Raw genomic sequence first — 19,289 nt, forward strand, 5'->3', positions numbered from 1 at the left:
ATGCACCAGCTACTAATGGTGGTCCATTAAATAACGGTCGATTCTCACCTGCCGTATTGAAACTATCTCAAGAGAACGGTATCGATCTTTCTCAAGTAAAAGGTACTGGTACGGGTGGACGCGTAACACGTAAAGATTTACAGAGTATCATTGAGTCTGGCAATATTCCAACTGCTGCTAGTGCTCCTGCAACTCCAGCACCACAAGTGGCAGCTCCAGTTGCACAGCCAGCAGCTGTTAGCGCTGGAGTAGCACCACAAGCAGCTGCTCCACAGGCTAAACCAGAACCAATCAATATCCCTACAGCTGTAGGTGATAAAGAAATCCCTGTTAGTGGAATCCGTAAAGCGATTGCAGCTAACATGCTTCGCAGTAAGCATGAAGCTCCACATGCATGGACAATGATAGAAGTTGATGCTACAAACCTTGTGAAATACCGTGATGCTGAAAAAGGTGCATTCAAGAAAAATGAAGGATATAATTTAACATACTTCGCATTTTTCGTTAAAGCCATAGCACAAGCATTAAAAGAATTCCCACAAATTAACTCCATGTGGGCTGGAGATAAAATTATCCAGAAGAAAGACATCAATATCTCAATTGCAGTGGCAACAGAAGACGCATTATTTGTTCCGGTAATTAAGAATGCGGATGAGAAAACAATCAAAGGAATCGCTCGTGAAATTACTGAGCTTGCCGGGAAAGTTCGCGCAGGTAAGTTGAAATCTGAGGATATGCAAGGTGGGACTTTCACAGTAAATAACACTGGATCGTTTGGATCTATCCAATCTCAAGGTATTATCAACTACCCACAAGCTGCTATTTTACAAGTTGAAGCAATCGTAAAACGTCCTGTAATCGTTGATGGCATGATTGCAGTTCGCGATATGGTTAACTTATGTATGAGCTTAGACCACCGTGTGTTAGATGGTCTAGTATGTGGTAAATTCCTAGGACGTGTAAAAGAAATTATTGAAAACATGTCTAAAGAGAATACATCTATCTATTAATAATGACAAAAGAGCGCTTTGAAAGACGGTTCAGAACCCCTTTCAAAGCGCTTTTTTATTTCACAACGGGTAGTGGGGGGGTAGTTTCGACAAGTAGGGAAAATAGTATTCAAAGTTGGGAAAAAACTCCTCAAAGTCGGGAATAAACGGAACATAGTCGGGAAAATAGTACTCAAAGCCGGGAAAAATGCACCGTAATCTTGAAAGTGCATACTATAGCTGCAAGTTTCTTCAAAGACAATATAAATATAAATCCTTTGCAGGTCGGTTGGGCTTATACTAGAATAGAATTGTATATACTATTTGAATTTTAATTCAATTTTGTAAATATGAGGGGAGGGAAGCTTTCTTGTGACCTAGAACAAAAACTAGGAATATTTCAGGATAATATCTTCTTGAAATAAATAGAAAGCGATTACAATGAAGCTTAAAGAAATTAAAGAAACTAGCTTCCCTAAAGCTACCCTTGACGATTGGAAGGGTAAGGCAGAAGAAAGCCTTAAGGGAAAAAAACTAGAAAGCCTTTACAGTTCTACATACGAAGATATTGAATTGAAACCATTATACACAAAAGAAGATGGTGCGATTGGGAAAGAGGTTCCAGGTCTATCTCCGTATACAAGGGGTATAACTGATTTACCATATGAAGTGAATCCTTGGTTAATTTCACAAGCTGTTCAAGGAGATTCAGTTCAACAGGTAAACGAAAAATTGAAGAATGCGGTAAAAAGAGGACAAAATGTCATTTCCTTATCTTTAAAAGGTCTTGGTATTTCAAATGTAAAAGATATTGCAGAATTATTTGATGGGATTGATGTCAGTAATCTACCGTTTTTTATTGATGTATCTGATTCTAAAACGGATATATGCAACTTATTAATGAGTTATTGGGTCGAAAAAGGTTTCTCTAAAGATCAACTAGTAGGGTTAATAGGGGAAGATTATATTTCACCTTTCATTAAAACTGGCAAGGTGCCAGCTGAATTAGAAAGTTCTCTTGAAAATTGGGTAAGTAGTGCTCAACAGAAACATATTGATTACCCAAATCTTAAAACTATATTTGTAAAAGGTAGTGACGTCCATAACGCTGGTGGTAATGCTGTTCAAGAACTAGCGGCATCACTCTCTAAAGCCATTACTTATATCGAAGCAGGAGTGAAAAATGGATACTCAGCTTCTGATATTGCGGAAAACATCTATTTTACGTTTTCAATTGATAACAATTTTTTCATGAACGTGGCTAAACTTCGTGCAGCTAGAAGACTATGGTCGATGATTGGTGAGGCGTACAACTCAACTGAGCAAGCGTTCAGAATGCATATTCATGCTGAGACCTCCAATTTCACTCAAACATTGTACGACCCACATGTGAATATGTTACGTGTAACTAACCAGGCATTTGCTGCTGTAGTTGGTGGTGCGCAGTCCATTGAAATCCATCCGTACGACAAGGCTACTGGGAACACCACTGCATTTTCTGAAAGAATTGCTCATAATGTTCATTTGATTCTTAAGCATGAAACACTATTAGACAAGGTTGTAGATCCTGCGGGTGGATCTTGGTATGTGGAAAGTTTAACGGATGAGCTAACTGAAAAAACATGGGCACTTTTCTTGAAGATTGATTCTCTAGGTGGATTGTTCAATTCATTAAAACAAGGCTTTATCCAAGATGAAATTAATAGAGTCTATACACTTAAAAAAGAAAATTTGGCGACAAGAAAAGAAAGTTTAATTGGTACGAATGTTTATCCTAATCCAGCAGATGTTTATCCCAATGTCGTACTACACAAACCAAATACAGATTCTACAACCAGCTTTGAGCCAATCTTGACTAGAAGATGGGCAGAAGAGTTTGAGCAAATTAGAAAGAAAGCAAATGAATATCAAATTCAAGCAGCTTCATCGATTAAATTCGGGTGCATCCTGTTGAATAATCTAAAATCTCATAAACCGAGACTGGATTTTGTTAAGGGTTTCCTCGCAACGGGCGGTGTATTAACTGAAGAAAGCTCACCGATTTATACTGTAGAAGAAGCCATTGCTTTCGTGCAGGCTACAGGCTTCACGCACTATGTAATGTGCGGTGCTGACGATGACTATAAAGAGATGGCGATCGAAGTAGCTAATAAATTCAGTGAAGTTTTTCCAAAGAAAAAATTATTTGTAGCTGGTAAACAAAAAGACGAGCTTCACAATCAGCTAATGGTTGCGGGAGTAAAGGATTACATTCATATGAAGTCACACGTTCCGAACTTTATTTCTGCCGTCATGAATGACTTGGGGGTGATGTAAGTGGCAAAAAAACCGGATTTTCATTCTATCAATATACGAAAAAAATGCGAAACTAAAGCTAATGAATTAACTAATGGACAGATGGAGGATTTGTTTTTTGAAACTAATGAACAAATTAAGATTAAATCTCTGTATCGAGAAACTGACCGAAATCAATTAGAACATTTAGATCATAAACCAGGTATCGCACCATTTACAAGAGGGCCTTATCCAACGATGTATGTAAACAGACCTTGGACAGTCCGCCAATATGCAGGTTTTTCCACAGCTGAGGAATCCAATGCATTTTATAGAAGAAATTTGGCTATGGGGCAAAAGGGACTTTCGGTTGCGTTTGATTTAGCTACCCACAGAGGATATGATTCGGACCACCCTCGTGTAGTTGGAGATGTGGGAAAAGCTGGAGTGGCTATTGACTCTATTCTTGATATGAAAACTCTTTTTGATGGGATTCCATTAGATCAAATGTCTGTCTCTATGACTATGAATGGTGCAGTATTACCTATTTTGGCTTTTTATATCGTCACAGCAGAAGAACAAGGAGTAAGTCAGGAAAAGTTATCTGGAACGATTCAAAATGATATTCTGAAGGAATACATGGTAAGAAATACCTATATTTATCCACCAGAAATGTCAATGAAAATCATTGCAGATATTTTTGAATACACATCGAATTATATGCCAAAATTCAATAGCATTTCAATTTCTGGTTACCATATGCAAGAGGCAGGTGCCCCAGCTGATATTGAACTTGCTTACACATTGGCTGATGGGGTTGAATATGTCCGTACCGGTTTAAAAGCTGGAATCAATATTGATTCGTTTGCTCCTCGATTAAGTTTCTTCTGGGCGATTGGGATGAACTATTTCATGGAAGTTGCTAAGATGAGAGCTGCAAGGCTAATTTGGGCAAAATTAATGAAACAATTTAACCCAAAAAATGAAAAGTCCATGGCATTGCGAACTCACTCACAAACATCTGGATGGAGTTTATCTGAACAAGATCCTTTCAACAATGTTGCCAGAACATTAATTGAGGCACATGCAGCAGCGTTAGGTCATACCCAATCGTTGCATACCAATGCTTTAGACGAAGCAATTGCGCTACCTACTGATTTCTCTGCCCGTATTGCAAGGAATACTCAATTGTATCTTCAAGAAGAAACAGGAATTACGAAGGTCATTGATCCTTGGGCAGGTTCTTATTATGTTGAAGCATTAACCAACGAATTAGTTGAAAAAGCTTGGGCACATATAGAAGAAATTGAAGATTTAGGTGGAATGGCAAAGGCAATTGAAACTGGCTTGCCAAAAATGAAAATCGAAGAAGCTGCTGCAAAACGTCAAGCAAAAATCGATTCAAAAGTTGAAACAATTGTTGGTGTGAATGCTTATCGTTTAGATAAAGAAGAGGCTTTAGAGATTCTTGAAATTGATAATACTGCTGTTCGTGAAAGCCAGCTTCTAAAACTTCAACAATTAAAACAGTCACGTAATGATGAAGCTGTAAAGGATGCATTATCCGCATTAACTCTTGCTGCCCAAACTGGTGAAGGTAATCTCCTTGAGTTTGCTGTAAATGCTGCTAGAGTTAGAGCAACCCTTGGTGAAATCAGCAGTGCAATAGAAGAAGTGGCAGGTCGTCATAAAGCCGTCATTCGATCGATAAGTGGCGTTTATAGCTCTTCATATTCTAACGATGAAGAAATAGAAGAAGTGAAAAAAATGACTGGGGATTTCCTAGAGAATGAGGGCAGACGCCCTAGAATTCTTATGGCAAAGATAGGTCAAGATGGACATGATCGTGGAGCAAAAGTAGTGTCAACTGCATATGCCGATTTAGGATTTGATGTTGATATCGGACCACTTTTCCAAACACCTGAAGAAACTGCCAGACAAGCTGTGGAAAATGATGTACATGTGATTGGAATGAGCTCTCTTGCAGCAGGTCACAAAACATTGCTGCCACAGTTGGTCAATGAGCTGAAAAAACTTGGACGTGAGGATATCGTGGTAATTGTAGGAGGAGTAATTCCAGCTCAAGACTATGAATTCTTATTACAAAATGGTGCTGCTGCAATTTTTGGTCCAGGGACGGTTATTCCACACTCAGCTAAAATCTTGCTTAAAGAAATTTATTCAAGATTGGGCTATGAGGAAGTGTCAATGTAATGATAGATGGAAGAAAGCCTGAATGGGCAGAAGAAAATTCTTCTTTTGCTAGTTCTATAAAAAAAGGGCTAGAAATGACTTCATCACTTAATTATTCGGCTCCAACTCGGTTTGTGAAAAGGAATAAGAATGAATTTAATGCTCAATACCTCAATTTAGAGGTTGGAGTACTTGAAGGTAGTCGAACACATTTAGGTAAAGCCATCACCTTAATTGAGAGCAACTCAGAGAAGCATTTTGAAATGGCTCAAAAGCTCCTTCAGAATCTAATGCCACACACGGGAAAATCGATAAGGATTGGTATTTCAGGGGTTCCTGGTGCAGGTAAGAGTACTTTTATTGAAGCTATCGGCACGTACTTATGCTCAAAAGGGCATAAAGTAGCGGTATTAGCAGTGGATCCAAGCTCTTCAGTTACAGGTGGGAGCATACTCGGGGATAAAACTAGGATGGAAGAGCTGGCAAAAAATCAGTCAGCCTTCATCCGTCCCTCTCCATCAGAAGGAACTCTAGGAGGCGTTCATCGGAAAACCCGTGAGACAATGTTGCTATGTGAAGCAGCGGGATACGATATTATTTTGGTAGAGACAGTTGGTGTCGGACAAAGTGAAGCTATAGTCAGAGGGATGGTAGACTATTTCCTATTATTAGCTCTTACTGGTGCAGGTGATGAGTTACAAGGTATGAAGAAAGGAATTATGGAGCTGGTAGATGGTGTGATAATCAATAAAGCAGATGGAGATAATAAGCCACTTGCCATTAAAACGAAAGAAGAGTTCAATCGTATCCTTCACTTCTTACAACCAGCTACTAAAGGTTGGAATACGGCAGCCTTTACTTGTTCTGCACAAACTGGAGAAGGAATTCCTGAACTTTGGACCATAATTCAACAATTTGTTGAGAAAACAAAAGAAACTGGTGTTTTCCAAGAACGTAGAAGGCTCCAAGTAAAAGAATGGATGCAAACATTATTGAAAGAGCATTTAAACAAAACATTTTTTCAAAATCCAAGCGTAAAAACCAATATGCCTAGATTAGAAAATGAAGTTATGTCAGGCTCGAAAACTGTTTCAGTTGCAGTTATGGAAGCATTTAATTTCTATTTAGATAGTTTAAAGAAATAAGAGGGATGCTGAATTTTTCAGCCCCTTTTTTGTTTGCAAAAAAAAAGATAGCAACGACTATGGTTGCTATCCAATCTAGGGAGTTTAGGGGTATAATCTAGATGTACTAGTATTGTACCCGTAGTTTTAAATAATAAACCAAAATTACAAAAATCCTTCTTTATTGAATAGTAGCTATTCAATTGATATGATGGATAGGAATACTTGAATAGGAGACGATACCATGAGTATGGATTTTAACTTTTTTATGAATGATATTGTTAGACAAGCACGACAAGAAATCACTGCAGCTGGTTATACAGAGCTTAAAACACCGGAAGAGGTGGATGAAGCTTTCAATAAGAGTGGTACAACACTAGTAATGGTCAATTCAGTTTGCGGTTGTGCGGGAGGCATCGCACGTCCTGCAGCTGCTCATTCTGTTCATTATGATAAGCGTCCAGACCATTTAGTTACAGTGTTCGCTGGTCAAGACAAGGAAGCGACAGAGCATGCACGTAGCTATTTTGTGGATTATCCACCTTCTTCACCATCTTTTGCATTATTAAAGGATGGTAAACTTTGTACTATGATTGAACGCCATGAAATTGAAGGTCACGATCCTATCTCAGTTGTGACAAAGCTTCAAAACTACTTTGATAAATATTGTGATGAAATGTAATAGTTTGGGGACCCTAATAAAAGGGTCCTTTTTCTTTTGGAAAATATTTTCCTATAATATTAATCTATTTATTTTTACAAATAATATTGCATAAATATTAGTCTGTGTTAAAATACATTACAGTGAATATATATGAAATTAGGTTTTTCTACTTGAAAAAAATCTATAAATATTTCATAATGATTTATAATTGTGAAGTATGAAAATATTTAGAAAATTATAGGAGGAAAGTAAAATGAAAAAATGGTTATCAGTATTTTTAACATCAATTCTATTAGTTGGAATTCTAGCAGCTTGTGGAACTTCTGAAAAAGAAGAAGCTTCTAATGCTGAGGGTGGAGAAAAGAAAGTATTAAAAATGGGTACATCAGCAGACTATCCACCATTTGAATACATTGATACTGCAAAAGGTGATGACATTATCGGTTTTGACGTGGATTTAGCAAAAGCAATTGCTAAAAATCTAGGCTATGAAATTACCGTTCAAGACATGGATTTCAGTGGACTTATTACAGCGTTACAATCCGATCAAGTTGATTTTGTATTAGCTGGTATGACTCCTACAGAAGAACGTAAGCAAAGTGTTGATTTCTCAAATGTATATTATACAGCACAGCATATGATCGTAACGAAAAAAGATAGCGGGATTGAAAAGGAAGAAGATTTAGCAGGTAAAACAGTTGGAGTACAACTTGGTTCTATCCAAGAAGGATTAGCAAATGATTTAAAAGAAACAGGAAATATCGACATGAAGGTTGAAAATCGAAATCGTATTCCAGAGCTTGTTCAAGAGGTAATGGCTGGCCGATTCGATGCAGCTATTATTGAAGACACTGTAGCTAAAGGTTATTTAGCAGACAATAAAGAACTTGCTGGTCATGTAATTCCTGTCCCTGAAGAAGAAGCGGGTTCAGCAATTGCATTCCCTAAAGACAGTGAATTAACAGAGAAGTTCAATGCAGAATTAAAGAAAATGCAAGAAAATGGTGAATTAGAAAAATTAATCGTTAAATGGTTTGGTGGAGAACAAGCAAAATAATCCCTCTCACAAACCTTAAAGTGTCTGGCTATTCTAAAAGTAAAAGAATTTACTTTTGGATGGCTGGGCACTTTATCTAGTTTAGACCGGTAATAAAGGAGATGAAAACATGAACTTTGATTTTGAAAGGATTTTACCTTCGCTACCTTTCATCATGGAAGGAATTCCACTTACGTTAAAGGTTGTAGCTGCCGCAGGATTGCTAGGATTTACTTGGGGTATCGTTTTGGCCTTATTCAAAATTAGTAGACTTAAACCATTAAATTGGTTTGCAGATATTTATACCTCTATTTTCCGTGGAACCCCTTTAGTACTACAGTTAATGTTGATTTATTATGGGGCTCCTCAATTATTTGGTACTCAAATTGATGCGTTTGTAGCTGCATTTCTATCGTTTGGACTTAACTCTGCAGCTTATATCTCTGAGGTTATTCGTGCTGGTATTCTTGCAGTGGACAAGGGTCAAAAAGAAGCTTCAATGGCATTAGGTGTTCCGTATAACCGAATGATGTGGGACGTTATTTTACCACAAGCTATGAAAAATATTCTTCCTGCACTTATGAATGAATTTATTACGCTTACAAAAGAGTCGGCAGTAGTAACTGTAATTGGATTACAGGATATTATGAGACGTTCCTATATTGTAGGTGGACAAACCTATAAATTCCTAGAACCGATTCTTTTTGCAGGGGTCATCTATTATGTACTAGTTATGATCTTAACCGTCCTCGGTAAGCTTGTTGAAAGGAGAATGAGACGCAGTGATTAAAATCGAGAATCTTCATAAATATTTCGGTAAATTAGAAGTACTTAAAGGGATTACGACTTCTATCAATGAGGGTGAAGTCGTGGCGATTATAGGACCTTCGGGTTCTGGGAAATCGACGTTCCTGCGTTGTATGAACCTGTTAGAGCAACCAACAGAAGGAAAGATTTTTGTTAAAGATCAAGATATTACAAGCAAAAAAACAAATATCATGAAGGTTCGTGAAAATGTGGGAATGGTTTTCCAACACTTTCATCTTTTCCCTCACAAAACGGTATTAGAAAACCTCACTTATGCTCCAATAACAGTTAAAGGTCTTTCTAAACAAGAGGCGGAAAAAAAGGGGATGGATCTCCTTAAAAAAGTAGGATTGGCGGAAAAAGCAAAAGAATATCCGAACCGATTATCAGGTGGCCAAAAGCAAAGGGTAGCGATTGCTCGAGCACTTGCTATGGATCCAGAAGTAATGTTATTTGATGAGCCAACTTCAGCTCTAGATCCTGAAATGGTAAAGGAAGTATTAGAAGTTATGAAGTCCCTAGCACACACCGGAATGACAATGGCGATTGTTACCCATGAGATGGGCTTTGCTAGAGAGGTTGCGGACCGAGTATTGTTCCTAGACGGGGGGAATCTGGTGGAAGATGCTCCACCAGCAGAATTTTTTACATCTCCTAAATCAGCTCGTGCTAAAGATTTTCTTGAGAAAATGCTGTGAAAGAAGGATAGCCTTGGCTATCTTTCTTTTTTATTTTTGGCTGTTTTCGTAATGTTTGTTACTAAGCTTCAAGGGTTTACTGTTGGTTTAAGTAGTATAAAGTATTGGATATCAAGTTACTCTACATAAGTGGGGAATCGATTAGAACGTGGAAGGAGGGACGTAATGTTTAAGATTGGCTATAGAACTTTAAAAACATCTATCGGAGTAGCCATAGCGATTTTAATTGCGCAAATTTTAGGTCTTTCCAATTTCCCATCTGCAGGAATCATTACAATCTTAAGTATTCAAGTTACAAAAAAGAAATCAGTAAAAACATCCATTGATCGGTTTATTGCTTGTTTAATCAGTATTGTATTCTCTGTAATATTTTTCGAGGGAGTAGCGTATCATCCGATTGTCATTGGTCTAATGCTATTATTTTTCATTCCAACAGCTGTTGCAGCAAGAGTCCAAGATGGAATTGTAACGAGCAGTGTCATCATTCTACATATATATACTCAAGCAGAAATAACCTACCAGTTTATTCTTAATGAAATTTCGTTGGTTCTTATTGGAATTGGTGTAGGTCTTGTTATGAATTTATACATGCCAAGCTTAGAGAATACATTATACGAATACCAAGAGGAGATTGAGGAGAAATACAGTATAATTCTGAAGAGGATGGCTGACTACTTAAGAACGAATAATACAGAATGGGATGGGAAGGAAATTGTAGAGGTTTCAAAATTGCTTCAAAAGGCAAAGACTTTGGCGTTCCGAGACGTTGAAAATCATTTTTTACGACATGAAAATCTGTTTTATCATTATTTTAAAATGAGAGAAAAACAACTTGAGATAATAGAAAGGCTTTTACCTTTAATTAGTTCCATTCCTGCAACATGTAGTCAAAGTCACATGGTAGCAGAATTCATTGAAGAAATTAGCGAGAATGTACATCCAGAAAATACTGCTAACATTTATTTGAAAAAATTAGATGAGATGATGGAGCTGTTCAAGAGTATGGACTTACCAAATACTAGAGAAGAATTTGAGGTTCGTGCAGCTCTGATTCAAATTACAAAGGAAATTCAAGACTATTTAAATTTGAAGAGTGAGTTTACTGGGTTGCCAAGTCGACAAGTGAATGAAAAAAGAAAAGGCCGTTTAAACTAAGTGGACGATAATCATAATCTGAAACGAAGGTGATAAGTGTGCGGCTACTATTAACTGTTTTTGTTATTTTGAGTATTTCTCCTGTTTGGCCAATTGGGCAGAATCCATTGCGTGGGGACCCTTTTATTATTGTGAATAAGACAAAAAATGAATTAGCTTTCATCAAAGATGGAAAAGTTCAGCAAGTCGTAAAAGCTGGGACGGGTAAAAGCCAGGACTTAACACCTGAAGGATTGTTTACTGTTACCGTAAAAGCGAAAAACCCATATTATCGTAAAAAGAATATTCCAGGTGGAGATCCTAGAAATCCACTAGGGACTCGATGGATTGGATTTGATGCTAGAGGTACGGATGGGCGTACATATGGTATCCATGGAACAAATCAGCCATGGACAGTTGGTAAGTATGTTTCCCAAGGTTGTATTAGGCTTTTAAATCCTGTCGTGGAAAAGCTATATGACCAGACTCCGATTGGGACAAAAATTCTTGTCACTCGCACGACAAAGGATTATAAACAGCTTGCTAAAGAGCATGGAGCCATATAGAGGATTATATTATTGCAGAATAAAACCCTGAGCTTAAACAAGAGCTTCAGGGTTTTTATGTTTAAAATAAAAATGATATCCCAGTGAGTAAAGTTGAAAGCAACATAACTGCCATCATCATATATACAACGAATTTACGAAACTTCCTATTTTTCAAATTGCATCTCTCCTAATAAGGAATAGTACAAGTCTATTTTACCGATAAATGAGAGTTAATACAACAGTTATTAGTAATACTGTATGGGAAGAATTTTGAAATAAAATGAGTTATTTTGAAGTAAAAAGCAGGGTTTTCGCGATTTTTGTAGAATAGTTTTTATTGAACTGAAAGTTAGTAGAAGAACTTGGGGGATTTCTATGATTAACAAAGTTGACCACATTGGAATTGCTGTAAAATCACTGGAGTCTGCATTGGAATTATATCAAAACACTCTTGGGCTTACTTTTAAAGGAAAAGAAACAGTTGAAAGCCAAGGAGTAACTGTAGCATTTTTATCCGCAGGTAATACCATGTTGGAACTATTGGAAGCAACTTCTGAAAATAGTCCAATTGCCAAATTCATTGAAAAACGTGGGGAAGGAATTCACCATGTTGCGTTAGGTGTAACTAATATTGAAGATAGAATTCAAGAAGTGAAAGAAAAAGGAATTGTCATGATCAACGATCAACCCAAACCTGGTGCACATCATGCACAAGTTGCATTTTTGCACCCGAAGTCTACAGGTGGCGTTTTATATGAGTTTTGTGAACGTAAAGAGGAGGAGCAATCATGATTGACATCTATGAAAAAATTAATGAATTATATGACAGACGCAGAGAAGTGGAACTAGGTGGAGGAGACGAGAGGATAGAAAAGCAACACGAAAAAGGAAAATTGACAGCCCGTGAACGAATCGACTTACTAGTCGATCCAGGGACTTTCGTAGAACTAAATCCTTTTATTTCTCATCGTTGTAATGATTTCGGTCTAGGGGAAGCGAAAGGTCCTGGAGACGGAGTTGTAACTGGTTATGGAAAAGTAAACGGAAGAGACATCTACCTATTTTCTCAGGATTTCACAGTTTTTGGCGGAGCGTTAGGGGAGATGCATGCTAAAAAGATTGCTAATGTAATGGATTTAGCAGCAAAAAATGGAGCGCCATTTGTTGGGCTGAACGATTCAGGGGGTGCACGGATTCAAGAGGGAGTCGTATCTCTTGATGGCTATGGACACATTTTTTATCGAAACTCAATTTATTCCGGGGTTATCCCTCAAATTTCGGTAATTATGGGACCTTGTGCAGGTGGTGCTGTTTATTCACCGGCTATTACTGATTTCGTTTTTATGGTTGAGAAAACAAGTCAGATGTTCATTACTGGCCCTAAGGTTATAGAAACAGTAACTGGAGAAAAAATCAGTGCTGAAGATTTAGGTGGAGCGGATGTCCATAATAGCATTAGTGGAAATGCACATTTCAAAGCTGATTCAGAAGAGGCGGTAATTGAAATGGTTCGTGCACTATTAAGCTACCTTCCACAGAATAATGAACAAAAACCTCCAAAATTAGAGGTCGACCCTTCTGACGATTATCGAGCTGACTTAACAGATGTGATCCCATTTGATGCCATCCGGCCATATGATGTTCGTAAAGTAATAGAGCAGGTGGTCGATGGAGACTCCTTTATGGAGATTCAAAAAGACTTTGCACGAAATATTGTGATTGGACTTGCAAGAATCAAAGGGGAAGTGGTTGGATTAGTTTGTAACCAACCAAAAGTGATGGCAGGTGGGCTTGATATCGATTCTTCTGATAAAGCGGCGCGTTTCATTCGTTTCTGTGATTCGTTCAATATTCCTATCATTACATTTGAGGATGTTACAGGGTTTTTCCCTGGAGTGAAACAGGAGCACGGCGGTATCATCCGTCACGGAGCAAAAATTCTCTATGCATATTCAGAAGCTACTGTACCAAAGCTTACTGTTATTCTACGAAAGGCATATGGTGGAGCTTATGTAGCCTTGAATAGTAAGTCTATTGGAGCTGATCTTGTATTTGCATGGCCAAATGCAGAAATTGCTGTAATGGGACCTCAAGGAGCTGCCAACATCATTTTTGCTAGAGAAATTGCAAACAGTGAAGATCCAGAAGCGACAAGAGCTCAAAAAATTGAAGAATACAGAGAAAAGTTTGCGAATCCATATGTTGCAGCAAGTCAAGGAATGGTCGATGATGTAATTGATCCTAGAGAGACTAGAATTAAAATCATTCAAGCCCTTGAAATGCTTAGAAATAAGAAAGAATCCAGACCTTATAAGAAACATGGCAATATCCCGTTATAGGACGGTTGAAAAAGATTGTAAGTATTCGTTCAAACCAAGGAATTTTGGTTTGCCACACCCCTCCTACAATAGGTATACTTGTTTTGGTACGTTATACATATGGAGGTAGTAAAAATGATTAATCAAGAGCGTTTACTTGCAGAGTTTTTAGAGCTTGTGCAAATTGATTCTGAAACGAAGTTCGAAACAGAAATCTGTAAAGTGCTGAAAGAAAAGTTTTCTGCACTTGGTGTAGAAGTCTTCGAAGACGATACAACAGCTGTAACTGGCCACGGTGCTGGAAATTTAGTTTGTACACTTCCGGCTACAAAAGATGGAGTGGACACGATTTACTTTACTTCCCACATGGATACAGTAGTACCTGGTAAAGGAATCAAACCTTCAATCCAGGATGGATATGTTGTGACTGATGGAACTACGATTCTAGGAGCAGATGATAAAGCAGGGTTAGCTGTCATGCTTGAAGCAATTCGTGTCCTTAAGGAACAAAACATCGCTCATGGAAAAATCGAGTTTATTATTACTGTAGGGGAAGAGTCAGGTCTTGTTGGCGCTAAAGCATTAGACAGAAACTTGGTTACTGCTAAGTTCGGTTATGCGTTGGATAGTGACGGTAAAGTTGGAAACATCGTTGTAGCAGCACCTACTCAAGCAAAAGTTGTTGCAGTAATCAAAGGGAAAACAGCACATGCTGGAGTTGCACCTGAAAAAGGCATTTCTGCAATCACGATTGCGGCAAAAGCTATTTCTAGAATGCCTCTTGGTAGAATCGATGAGGAAACAACAGCTAACATCGGTCGTTTCGAAGGTGGAAGACAAACTAATATCGTTTGCGACCATGTTGAAATCTTAGCTGAAGCTAGATCTCTTATTCCAGAGAAAATGGAAGAGCAAGTTCGTAAAATGAAGGAAGCTTTTGAATCTGCTGCTGAAGAAATGGGCGGAAAAGCTATTGTTGAAGTACAAGTAATGTATCCTGGGTTTAAATTCGGAGACGGTGACCATGTTGTGGAAGTGGCGAAAAAAGCAGCTGCAAAAATTAATCGTCCAAGTGAATTGCAACAAAGTGGCGGGGGCAGTGATGCTAACGTAATTGCAGGATTTGGAATCCCAACTGTAAACTTGGCAGTTGGTTATGAAGAAATCCACACTACAAATGAAAGAATGCCTATTGAAGAGCTTGTAAAGCTTGGAGAAATGGTTATTGCAATAATTGAAGAAGTATCTGGGGAATAATTTCGCCGAGTAAAGAAATTAACCTAAAGGAGTATTTGCTATGAAGCAGGTACTCCTTTTCAATAAACGAACAAAGGAGGATTGGAAGATGAGTACCATAGATAAAATTGTGGTTTTTAATTGTGGGAATGAGGAGTATGGCATTTCCATCCAACATGTAATATCAATCGAAAAACCTGGTGCACTGACCCCTATCCCCCAATTTCCTTCCTATGTTAAAGGGATGAGCAAAATTAGGGAAGAAGTTTTACCTATACTCGATCTTCGGACAGTCCTTTATGGGGTTGACACTGAGCCTGTCGCAGTGGAAACAAGATGGATTATCCTACATAGCAAGGAATTTGTATTTGGACTTATTTGTAGTCAGGCTAAAGAAATTATCGAAGTATCAGAATCATCCTTGACTAAATTGGGTTTAACTGGTTACAAAAAGACTGAATATTTACAGGGTGTTGTCAATATAAATGGACGATTAATCACTATTATAGATCATGCCCAGTTATTACACTCACTTGATGGAATGAATCAACTAGAAGACTATGTGAATACAGTGAAAGAATCCTAAAAGAGTCCGGTCTCATCGTGGAATTAATTACTCGATGAGACCGGACTTTTTCTATTGTACATACAGGAAAATTAATTATATAGTTTATTTAGTATCAGATACTAATACTTACTGATGATGCTGGGAGATTAGGTTTGTTAGCAGGCATTGATGGTTGTCGCTTTAAAAGACAGGTAAAACCAGGTGATCAACTTTTCTTAGAGGTAGAGATAACAAGATTAAAAGGTCCGATAGGAAAAGGGAAGGGAATTGCAAAAGTTGATGGTGAACTCGTTTGTGAAACCGAATTAATATTTGCCTTTGGGGATTGAGTAAAGCTCTAGCATGTAAGTTCTTCTCCATTTTGGTAAAATAGGTGTATCGAAAGGAGGGTAGAGTATGAGCCAATATTATCCCAAAAATGGCAGAGTGATTTTGCATGTTGATATGAACAGTTTTTATGCATCCGTTGAAATGGCGTATGATTCAAATCTAAGGGGAAAGCCAGTTGCAATAGCAGGTAATACCGAAGAGAGAAGAGGCATTATCATCACATGCAGCTACGAAGCAAGAAAACTGGGTGTAAAAACGACCATGCCACTTTGGGAGGCAAAAAAACTCTGTCCGAACCTTATTGTCCTTAAACCAAATTTTGAAAGATATAAAAAAGCTTCTGAGGCAATGTTTCATTTACTCCGTCAATATTCAACTTTAGTGGAACCAGTTTCAATCGATGAAGGATATGTGGACATAACACAGTCGTCACATATAGGTTCACCAATAGAAATTGCGAAAAGTATACAATTCAGACTTAAAGATACTATGGATTTACCATGTAGCATTGGTATTGCCCCAAATAAATTCCTTGCAAAAACAGCGTCAGATATGAAGAAGCCAATGGGAATCACTATATTGAGAAAACGAGATGTCCCATCAGTAATCTGGCCGTTACCTTGTGTAGAAATGCATGGAGTTGGGAAGAAAACAGCTGAAAAACTATCGACAATCGGAATCATGACAATTGGTGATTTGGCGAATGCACACGATATTCAGATTAAAGCACTTTTAGGTATTAATGGCCTTCGTTTGAAAGAAAGAGCAAATGGGGTTGACCAACGTGAAGTAGATCCGGAATCCATCTATGATTATAAAAGTATTGGTAACTCAACTACTTTACCGAAAGATACGACGAATCAAAAGGAATTAGAAAATGTTATGAATGAGCTGTCGGAAAAGGTAGCCTATCGTTTGGCTAAGAAGTCCTTAGTAGGTTTAAAAATAGGCGTGACTATTCGTTATAAGGATTGGAAGACGATAACTAGAAGTGTGACCCTTTTAAACCCAATTTTTAAAGCAAACGATATCAGTAAGAAAGCCATTGAAATTTTCAGAAAAAACTGGAATGGAGATCCCGTAAGGCTGCTCGGTGTAACGGCCTTGGAAGTAGATGAAAAAAACAACGCAATTAAACAGCTTGATATATTTTCGTTTCAAGAAGACGCTAAAGAAGAACCGCTTATTTCGGCCCTTGAAAAATTACAAGGGAAGTATGGAAAAGGAATCATATCAAAAGGAGTTATAGCTCCAAAAGATAATAGTGGATCCTTTACTGGGTCTGAGACGAGCTTTAGCAAGGATTTCTTTGATAAAAATCATTAAAAATGCCGATAACTTGCATGGCTTACCTAAAATTGCTACAGTAAAATGAGTTTATTAACCGCATTTTTTCATTAACTTAGATAGAGCTCTTTGATGATTTTTGAGCAGTTTGATTGGACAGGAAGGAGCGAGTCAAGTGGGAAGGCACACAACCATAAAGGTAGACTGCGAATACATTCCTTCCAATCAACGAGGTAGTTTATTTGAGCAAATTAATTAGAAGGGGATGTTTAATACATGTCAAAGCAACAAATTGGTGTTGTTGGTCTAGCGGTAATGGGAAAAAATCTTGCCTTTAATATTGAAAGCAGAGGATATTCTATTTCTGTTTATAATCGTTCAAGGGAAAAAACAGACGAAATGATGCAAGAGGCAAAAGGGAAAAATGTCAAACCTACTTATTCAGTGGAAGAGTTTGTTCAATCACTCGAAACTCCTAGAAAAATTCTTTTAATGGTCAAAGCTGGTACAGCTACTGATGCAACAATCGAGGCTCTAAAACCGCATCTAGACAAGGGAGATATCTTGATAGATGGTGGAAATACATATTTTGTAGATACTCAACGAAGAAATAAAGAACTGAGTGAATTAGGAATTAACTTTATTGGTACAGGAGTATCCGGTGGAGAAGAAGGAGCATTAAAAGGACCTTCCATTATGCCAGGTGGGCAAAAAGAAGCCTATGAATTAGTAGCACCTATATTTAAAGAAATCTCTGCAAAGGTCGATGGAGATGCTTGTACAACGTATATAGGTCCAGATGGAGCAGGACATTATGTGAAAATGGTTCATAACGGTATTGAGTATGGAGATATGCAACTAATATCAGAATCTTATTTCCTTTTGAAAAATATTCTTGGTTTATCTGCAGAAGATCTTCATAAAGTTTTTGCTGATTGGAACAAAGGTGAGCTTGATAGCTATTTAATTGAAATCACAGCAGACATTTTCAAGAAATATGACGAAGAAACCGGCAAACCAATGGTAGATGTCATTTTAGATAAAGCGGGTCAAAAAGGGACAGGAAAATGGACGAGCCAAAGCGCATTGGATTTAGGCGTCCCACTTCCAATCATCACAGAGTCTGTATTTGCCCGTTTCATTTCTGCAATGAAAGAAGAACGTGTTGAAGCGAGTAAGTTACTGAAGGGTCCATTGAATGAAGAGTATACAGGGGATAAAGAGGCTTTAATTGAAGCGATTCGTAAGGCTTTATACATGAGTAAAATCGTTTCATATGCACAAGGTTTTGCACAAATGAGAGCGGCCTCTGAAGAATACGGCTGGGACTTAAAGTATGGAGAAATCGCAATGATATTCCGTGGTGGCTGTATCATTCGTGCCCAATTCCTTCAAAAAATTAAAGAAGCTTATGATCGCAATCCAGAATTGAAGAACCTATTGCTTGATCCTTATTTCAAGGAAATCGTTGAAAGCTACCAAAAAGCACTCCGTGAAGTAATTTCTCTAGCAGTCATGAATGGTATTCCTGTTCCTTGTTTCTCATCTGCGTTAGCCTACTATGACAGCTACCGTACTGAGACATTGCCAGCAAACCTTCTTCAAGCACAAAGAGATTACTTTGGTGCTCACACGTACGAACGAGTGGACAAATCAGGTGTATTTCATACAGAATGGATGAAATAGTGTTGGTTAAAGCGCCGGTGAAAGATTCTGGCGCTTTTTGCAACCAAAAAAAGTATGTTTTATTAAAATTTGTAGGTTATAAAATGGACAAAAGTCCTGCTACAAAGCTCATGATTTATTGAGTATTGCCATCTTAAAGATAGTGACCATGACTCTTTTTACCATCCAAACAAACGTTTAAACTAACCTTATTAAGGGGAATTTATTCTCACAAAGGCTTTAGACGGAAGGTGACGTTCATGACTACAATCTTATGGGTTACTATCATTGTTCTTGTTGTCCTAGCCATTGTCGAAACTTCTGCTAATTATTGGTTAAAAGCATTTACAGCAGATGAGGTATTATTAGAAACGCTTGTTATGAATGAAGAGGATGCCTCTTAAATAGAAAGGGATGG

18 protein-coding genes and 1 pseudogene are annotated in these 19,289 nt (G+C 37.8%); 18 read left to right on the forward strand and 1 reads right to left on the reverse strand.

The window, feature by feature from the left end:
* The 10 genes from DBX25_RS11110 to DBX25_RS11155 all read left to right on the forward strand — a co-directional run.
* On the forward strand, positions 1-1,010 hold a 1,010-nt coding region (locus DBX25_RS11110), incomplete at its 5' end, for a dihydrolipoamide acetyltransferase family protein (RefSeq protein ID WP_240620248.1).
* A 420-nt stretch (positions 1,011-1,430) separates the two neighbouring features.
* Positions 1,431-3,305, forward strand: coding sequence for an acyl-CoA mutase large subunit family protein (locus tag DBX25_RS11115; RefSeq protein WP_108670865.1), 1,875 nt, complete (start codon positions 1,431-1,433; stop codon positions 3,303-3,305).
* Positions 3,306-5,477 carry a methylmalonyl-CoA mutase gene (gene scpA / locus DBX25_RS11120; protein WP_108670866.1) on the forward strand — a complete coding sequence of 724 codons (2,172 nt, stop codon included), beginning with the start codon at positions 3,306-3,308 and terminating at the stop codon, positions 5,475-5,477.
* A complete protein-coding gene (gene meaB, locus DBX25_RS11125; protein WP_108670867.1) occupies positions 5,477-6,601 on the forward strand; it encodes a methylmalonyl Co-A mutase-associated GTPase MeaB in 1,125 nt (374 codons plus the stop codon). Before scpA ends, meaB begins: the two co-directional genes overlap by 1 nt.
* 223 nt (positions 6,602-6,824) lie before the next feature.
* Positions 6,825-7,262 (forward strand): BrxA/BrxB family bacilliredoxin, encoded by a 438-nt coding sequence (locus tag DBX25_RS11130; RefSeq protein WP_108670868.1) that lies wholly within the window; start codon positions 6,825-6,827, stop codon positions 7,260-7,262.
* A gap of 235 nt (positions 7,263-7,497) precedes the next feature.
* Entirely contained in the window at positions 7,498-8,301 is an 804-nt protein-coding gene (locus tag DBX25_RS11135) for a transporter substrate-binding domain-containing protein (protein ID WP_108670869.1), read from the forward strand.
* A gap of 109 nt (positions 8,302-8,410) precedes the next feature.
* Entirely contained in the window at positions 8,411-9,070 is a 660-nt protein-coding gene (locus tag DBX25_RS11140) for an amino acid ABC transporter permease (protein ID WP_108670870.1), read from the forward strand.
* Positions 9,063-9,785 (forward strand): amino acid ABC transporter ATP-binding protein, encoded by a 723-nt coding sequence (locus DBX25_RS11145; RefSeq protein WP_108670871.1) that lies wholly within the window; start codon positions 9,063-9,065, stop codon positions 9,783-9,785. The genes DBX25_RS11140 and DBX25_RS11145 overlap by 8 nt, the downstream gene beginning before the upstream one ends.
* A gap of 165 nt (positions 9,786-9,950) precedes the next feature.
* Positions 9,951-10,940: an aromatic acid exporter family protein gene (locus tag DBX25_RS11150; RefSeq protein WP_108670872.1), complete on the forward strand. Its 990-nt coding sequence runs from the start codon at positions 9,951-9,953 to the stop codon at positions 10,938-10,940.
* A 38-nt stretch (positions 10,941-10,978) separates the two neighbouring features.
* A complete protein-coding gene (locus DBX25_RS11155; protein WP_108670873.1) occupies positions 10,979-11,485 on the forward strand; it encodes a L,D-transpeptidase in 507 nt (168 codons plus the stop codon).
* A gap of 61 nt (positions 11,486-11,546) precedes the next feature.
* Here DBX25_RS11155 and prli42 read toward each other — a convergent pair whose 3' ends face one another.
* Positions 11,547-11,642 carry a stressosome-associated protein Prli42 gene (gene prli42, locus DBX25_RS21635; RefSeq protein ID WP_157950948.1) on the reverse strand — a complete coding sequence of 32 codons (96 nt, stop codon included), beginning with the start codon at positions 11,640-11,642 and terminating at the stop codon, positions 11,547-11,549.
* 200 nt (positions 11,643-11,842) lie between these two features.
* On the opposite strand from prli42, the gene mce reads away from it, so the two are divergent.
* From mce to DBX25_RS20610, 8 genes and pseudogenes are all read left to right on the forward strand, one after another.
* Positions 11,843-12,259, forward strand: coding sequence for a methylmalonyl-CoA epimerase (mce, locus tag DBX25_RS11160; RefSeq protein ID WP_108670874.1), 417 nt, complete (start codon positions 11,843-11,845; stop codon positions 12,257-12,259).
* On the forward strand, positions 12,256-13,806 hold the full coding sequence (locus tag DBX25_RS11165; protein ID WP_108670875.1) for an acyl-CoA carboxylase subunit beta: 1,551 nt from the start codon (positions 12,256-12,258) through the stop codon (positions 13,804-13,806). Before mce ends, DBX25_RS11165 begins: the two co-directional genes overlap by 4 nt.
* 114 nt (positions 13,807-13,920) lie before the next feature.
* On the forward strand, positions 13,921-15,042 hold the full coding sequence (locus DBX25_RS11170) for a tripeptidase T (RefSeq protein WP_108670876.1): 1,122 nt from the start codon (positions 13,921-13,923) through the stop codon (positions 15,040-15,042).
* A gap of 88 nt (positions 15,043-15,130) precedes the next feature.
* Entirely contained in the window at positions 15,131-15,607 is a 477-nt protein-coding gene (locus DBX25_RS11175) for a chemotaxis protein CheW (RefSeq protein ID WP_157950949.1), read from the forward strand.
* A gap of 113 nt (positions 15,608-15,720) precedes the next feature.
* Positions 15,721-15,918 (forward strand): annotated as a pseudogene (locus DBX25_RS11180) (hotdog family protein); the annotation flags it as partial.
* A 67-nt stretch (positions 15,919-15,985) separates the two neighbouring features.
* Complete coding sequence (locus DBX25_RS11185; RefSeq protein WP_108670878.1) at positions 15,986-17,245, forward strand: DNA polymerase IV; 1,260 nt, start codon at positions 15,986-15,988, stop codon at positions 17,243-17,245.
* 237 nt (positions 17,246-17,482) lie between these two features.
* Positions 17,483-18,892 (forward strand): NADP-dependent phosphogluconate dehydrogenase, encoded by a 1,410-nt coding sequence (gene gndA / locus DBX25_RS11190; RefSeq protein ID WP_108670879.1) that lies wholly within the window; start codon positions 17,483-17,485, stop codon positions 18,890-18,892.
* A gap of 239 nt (positions 18,893-19,131) precedes the next feature.
* Positions 19,132-19,275 carry a hypothetical protein gene (locus DBX25_RS20610; protein ID WP_157950950.1) on the forward strand — a complete coding sequence of 48 codons (144 nt, stop codon included), beginning with the start codon at positions 19,132-19,134 and terminating at the stop codon, positions 19,273-19,275.
* Positions 19,276-19,289 lie beyond the last annotated feature (14 nt).

It is taken from the genome of Peribacillus acanthi (genome assembly GCF_003073175.1).
GTDB lineage: Bacteria > Bacillota > Bacilli > Bacillales > DSM-1321 > Bacillus_BN > Bacillus_BN acanthi.

Coding starts and splice junctions, on each gene's coding strand:
- DBX25_RS11115 (WP_108670865.1), top strand. CDS start 1,431: ATGAAGCTTAAAGAAATTAAAGAAACTAGCTTCCCTAAAGCTACCCTT.
- meaB (WP_108670867.1), top strand. CDS start 5,477: ATGATAGATGGAAGAAAGCCTGAATGGGCAGAAGAAAATTCTTCTTTT.
- DBX25_RS11130 (WP_108670868.1), top strand. CDS start 6,825: ATGAGTATGGATTTTAACTTTTTTATGAATGATATTGTTAGACAAGCA.
- DBX25_RS11135 (WP_108670869.1), top strand. CDS start 7,498: ATGAAAAAATGGTTATCAGTATTTTTAACATCAATTCTATTAGTTGGA.
- DBX25_RS11140 (WP_108670870.1), top strand. CDS start 8,411: ATGAACTTTGATTTTGAAAGGATTTTACCTTCGCTACCTTTCATCATG.
- DBX25_RS11150 (WP_108670872.1), top strand. CDS start 9,951: ATGTTTAAGATTGGCTATAGAACTTTAAAAACATCTATCGGAGTAGCC.
- mce (WP_108670874.1), top strand. CDS start 11,843: ATGATTAACAAAGTTGACCACATTGGAATTGCTGTAAAATCACTGGAG.
- DBX25_RS11165 (WP_108670875.1), top strand. CDS start 12,256: ATGATTGACATCTATGAAAAAATTAATGAATTATATGACAGACGCAGA.
- DBX25_RS11170 (WP_108670876.1), top strand. CDS start 13,921: ATGATTAATCAAGAGCGTTTACTTGCAGAGTTTTTAGAGCTTGTGCAA.
- DBX25_RS11175 (WP_157950949.1), top strand. CDS start 15,131: ATGAGTACCATAGATAAAATTGTGGTTTTTAATTGTGGGAATGAGGAG.
- DBX25_RS11185 (WP_108670878.1), top strand. CDS start 15,986: ATGAGCCAATATTATCCCAAAAATGGCAGAGTGATTTTGCATGTTGAT.
- gndA (WP_108670879.1), top strand. CDS start 17,483: ATGTCAAAGCAACAAATTGGTGTTGTTGGTCTAGCGGTAATGGGAAAA.
- DBX25_RS20610 (WP_157950950.1), top strand. CDS start 19,132: ATGACTACAATCTTATGGGTTACTATCATTGTTCTTGTTGTCCTAGCC.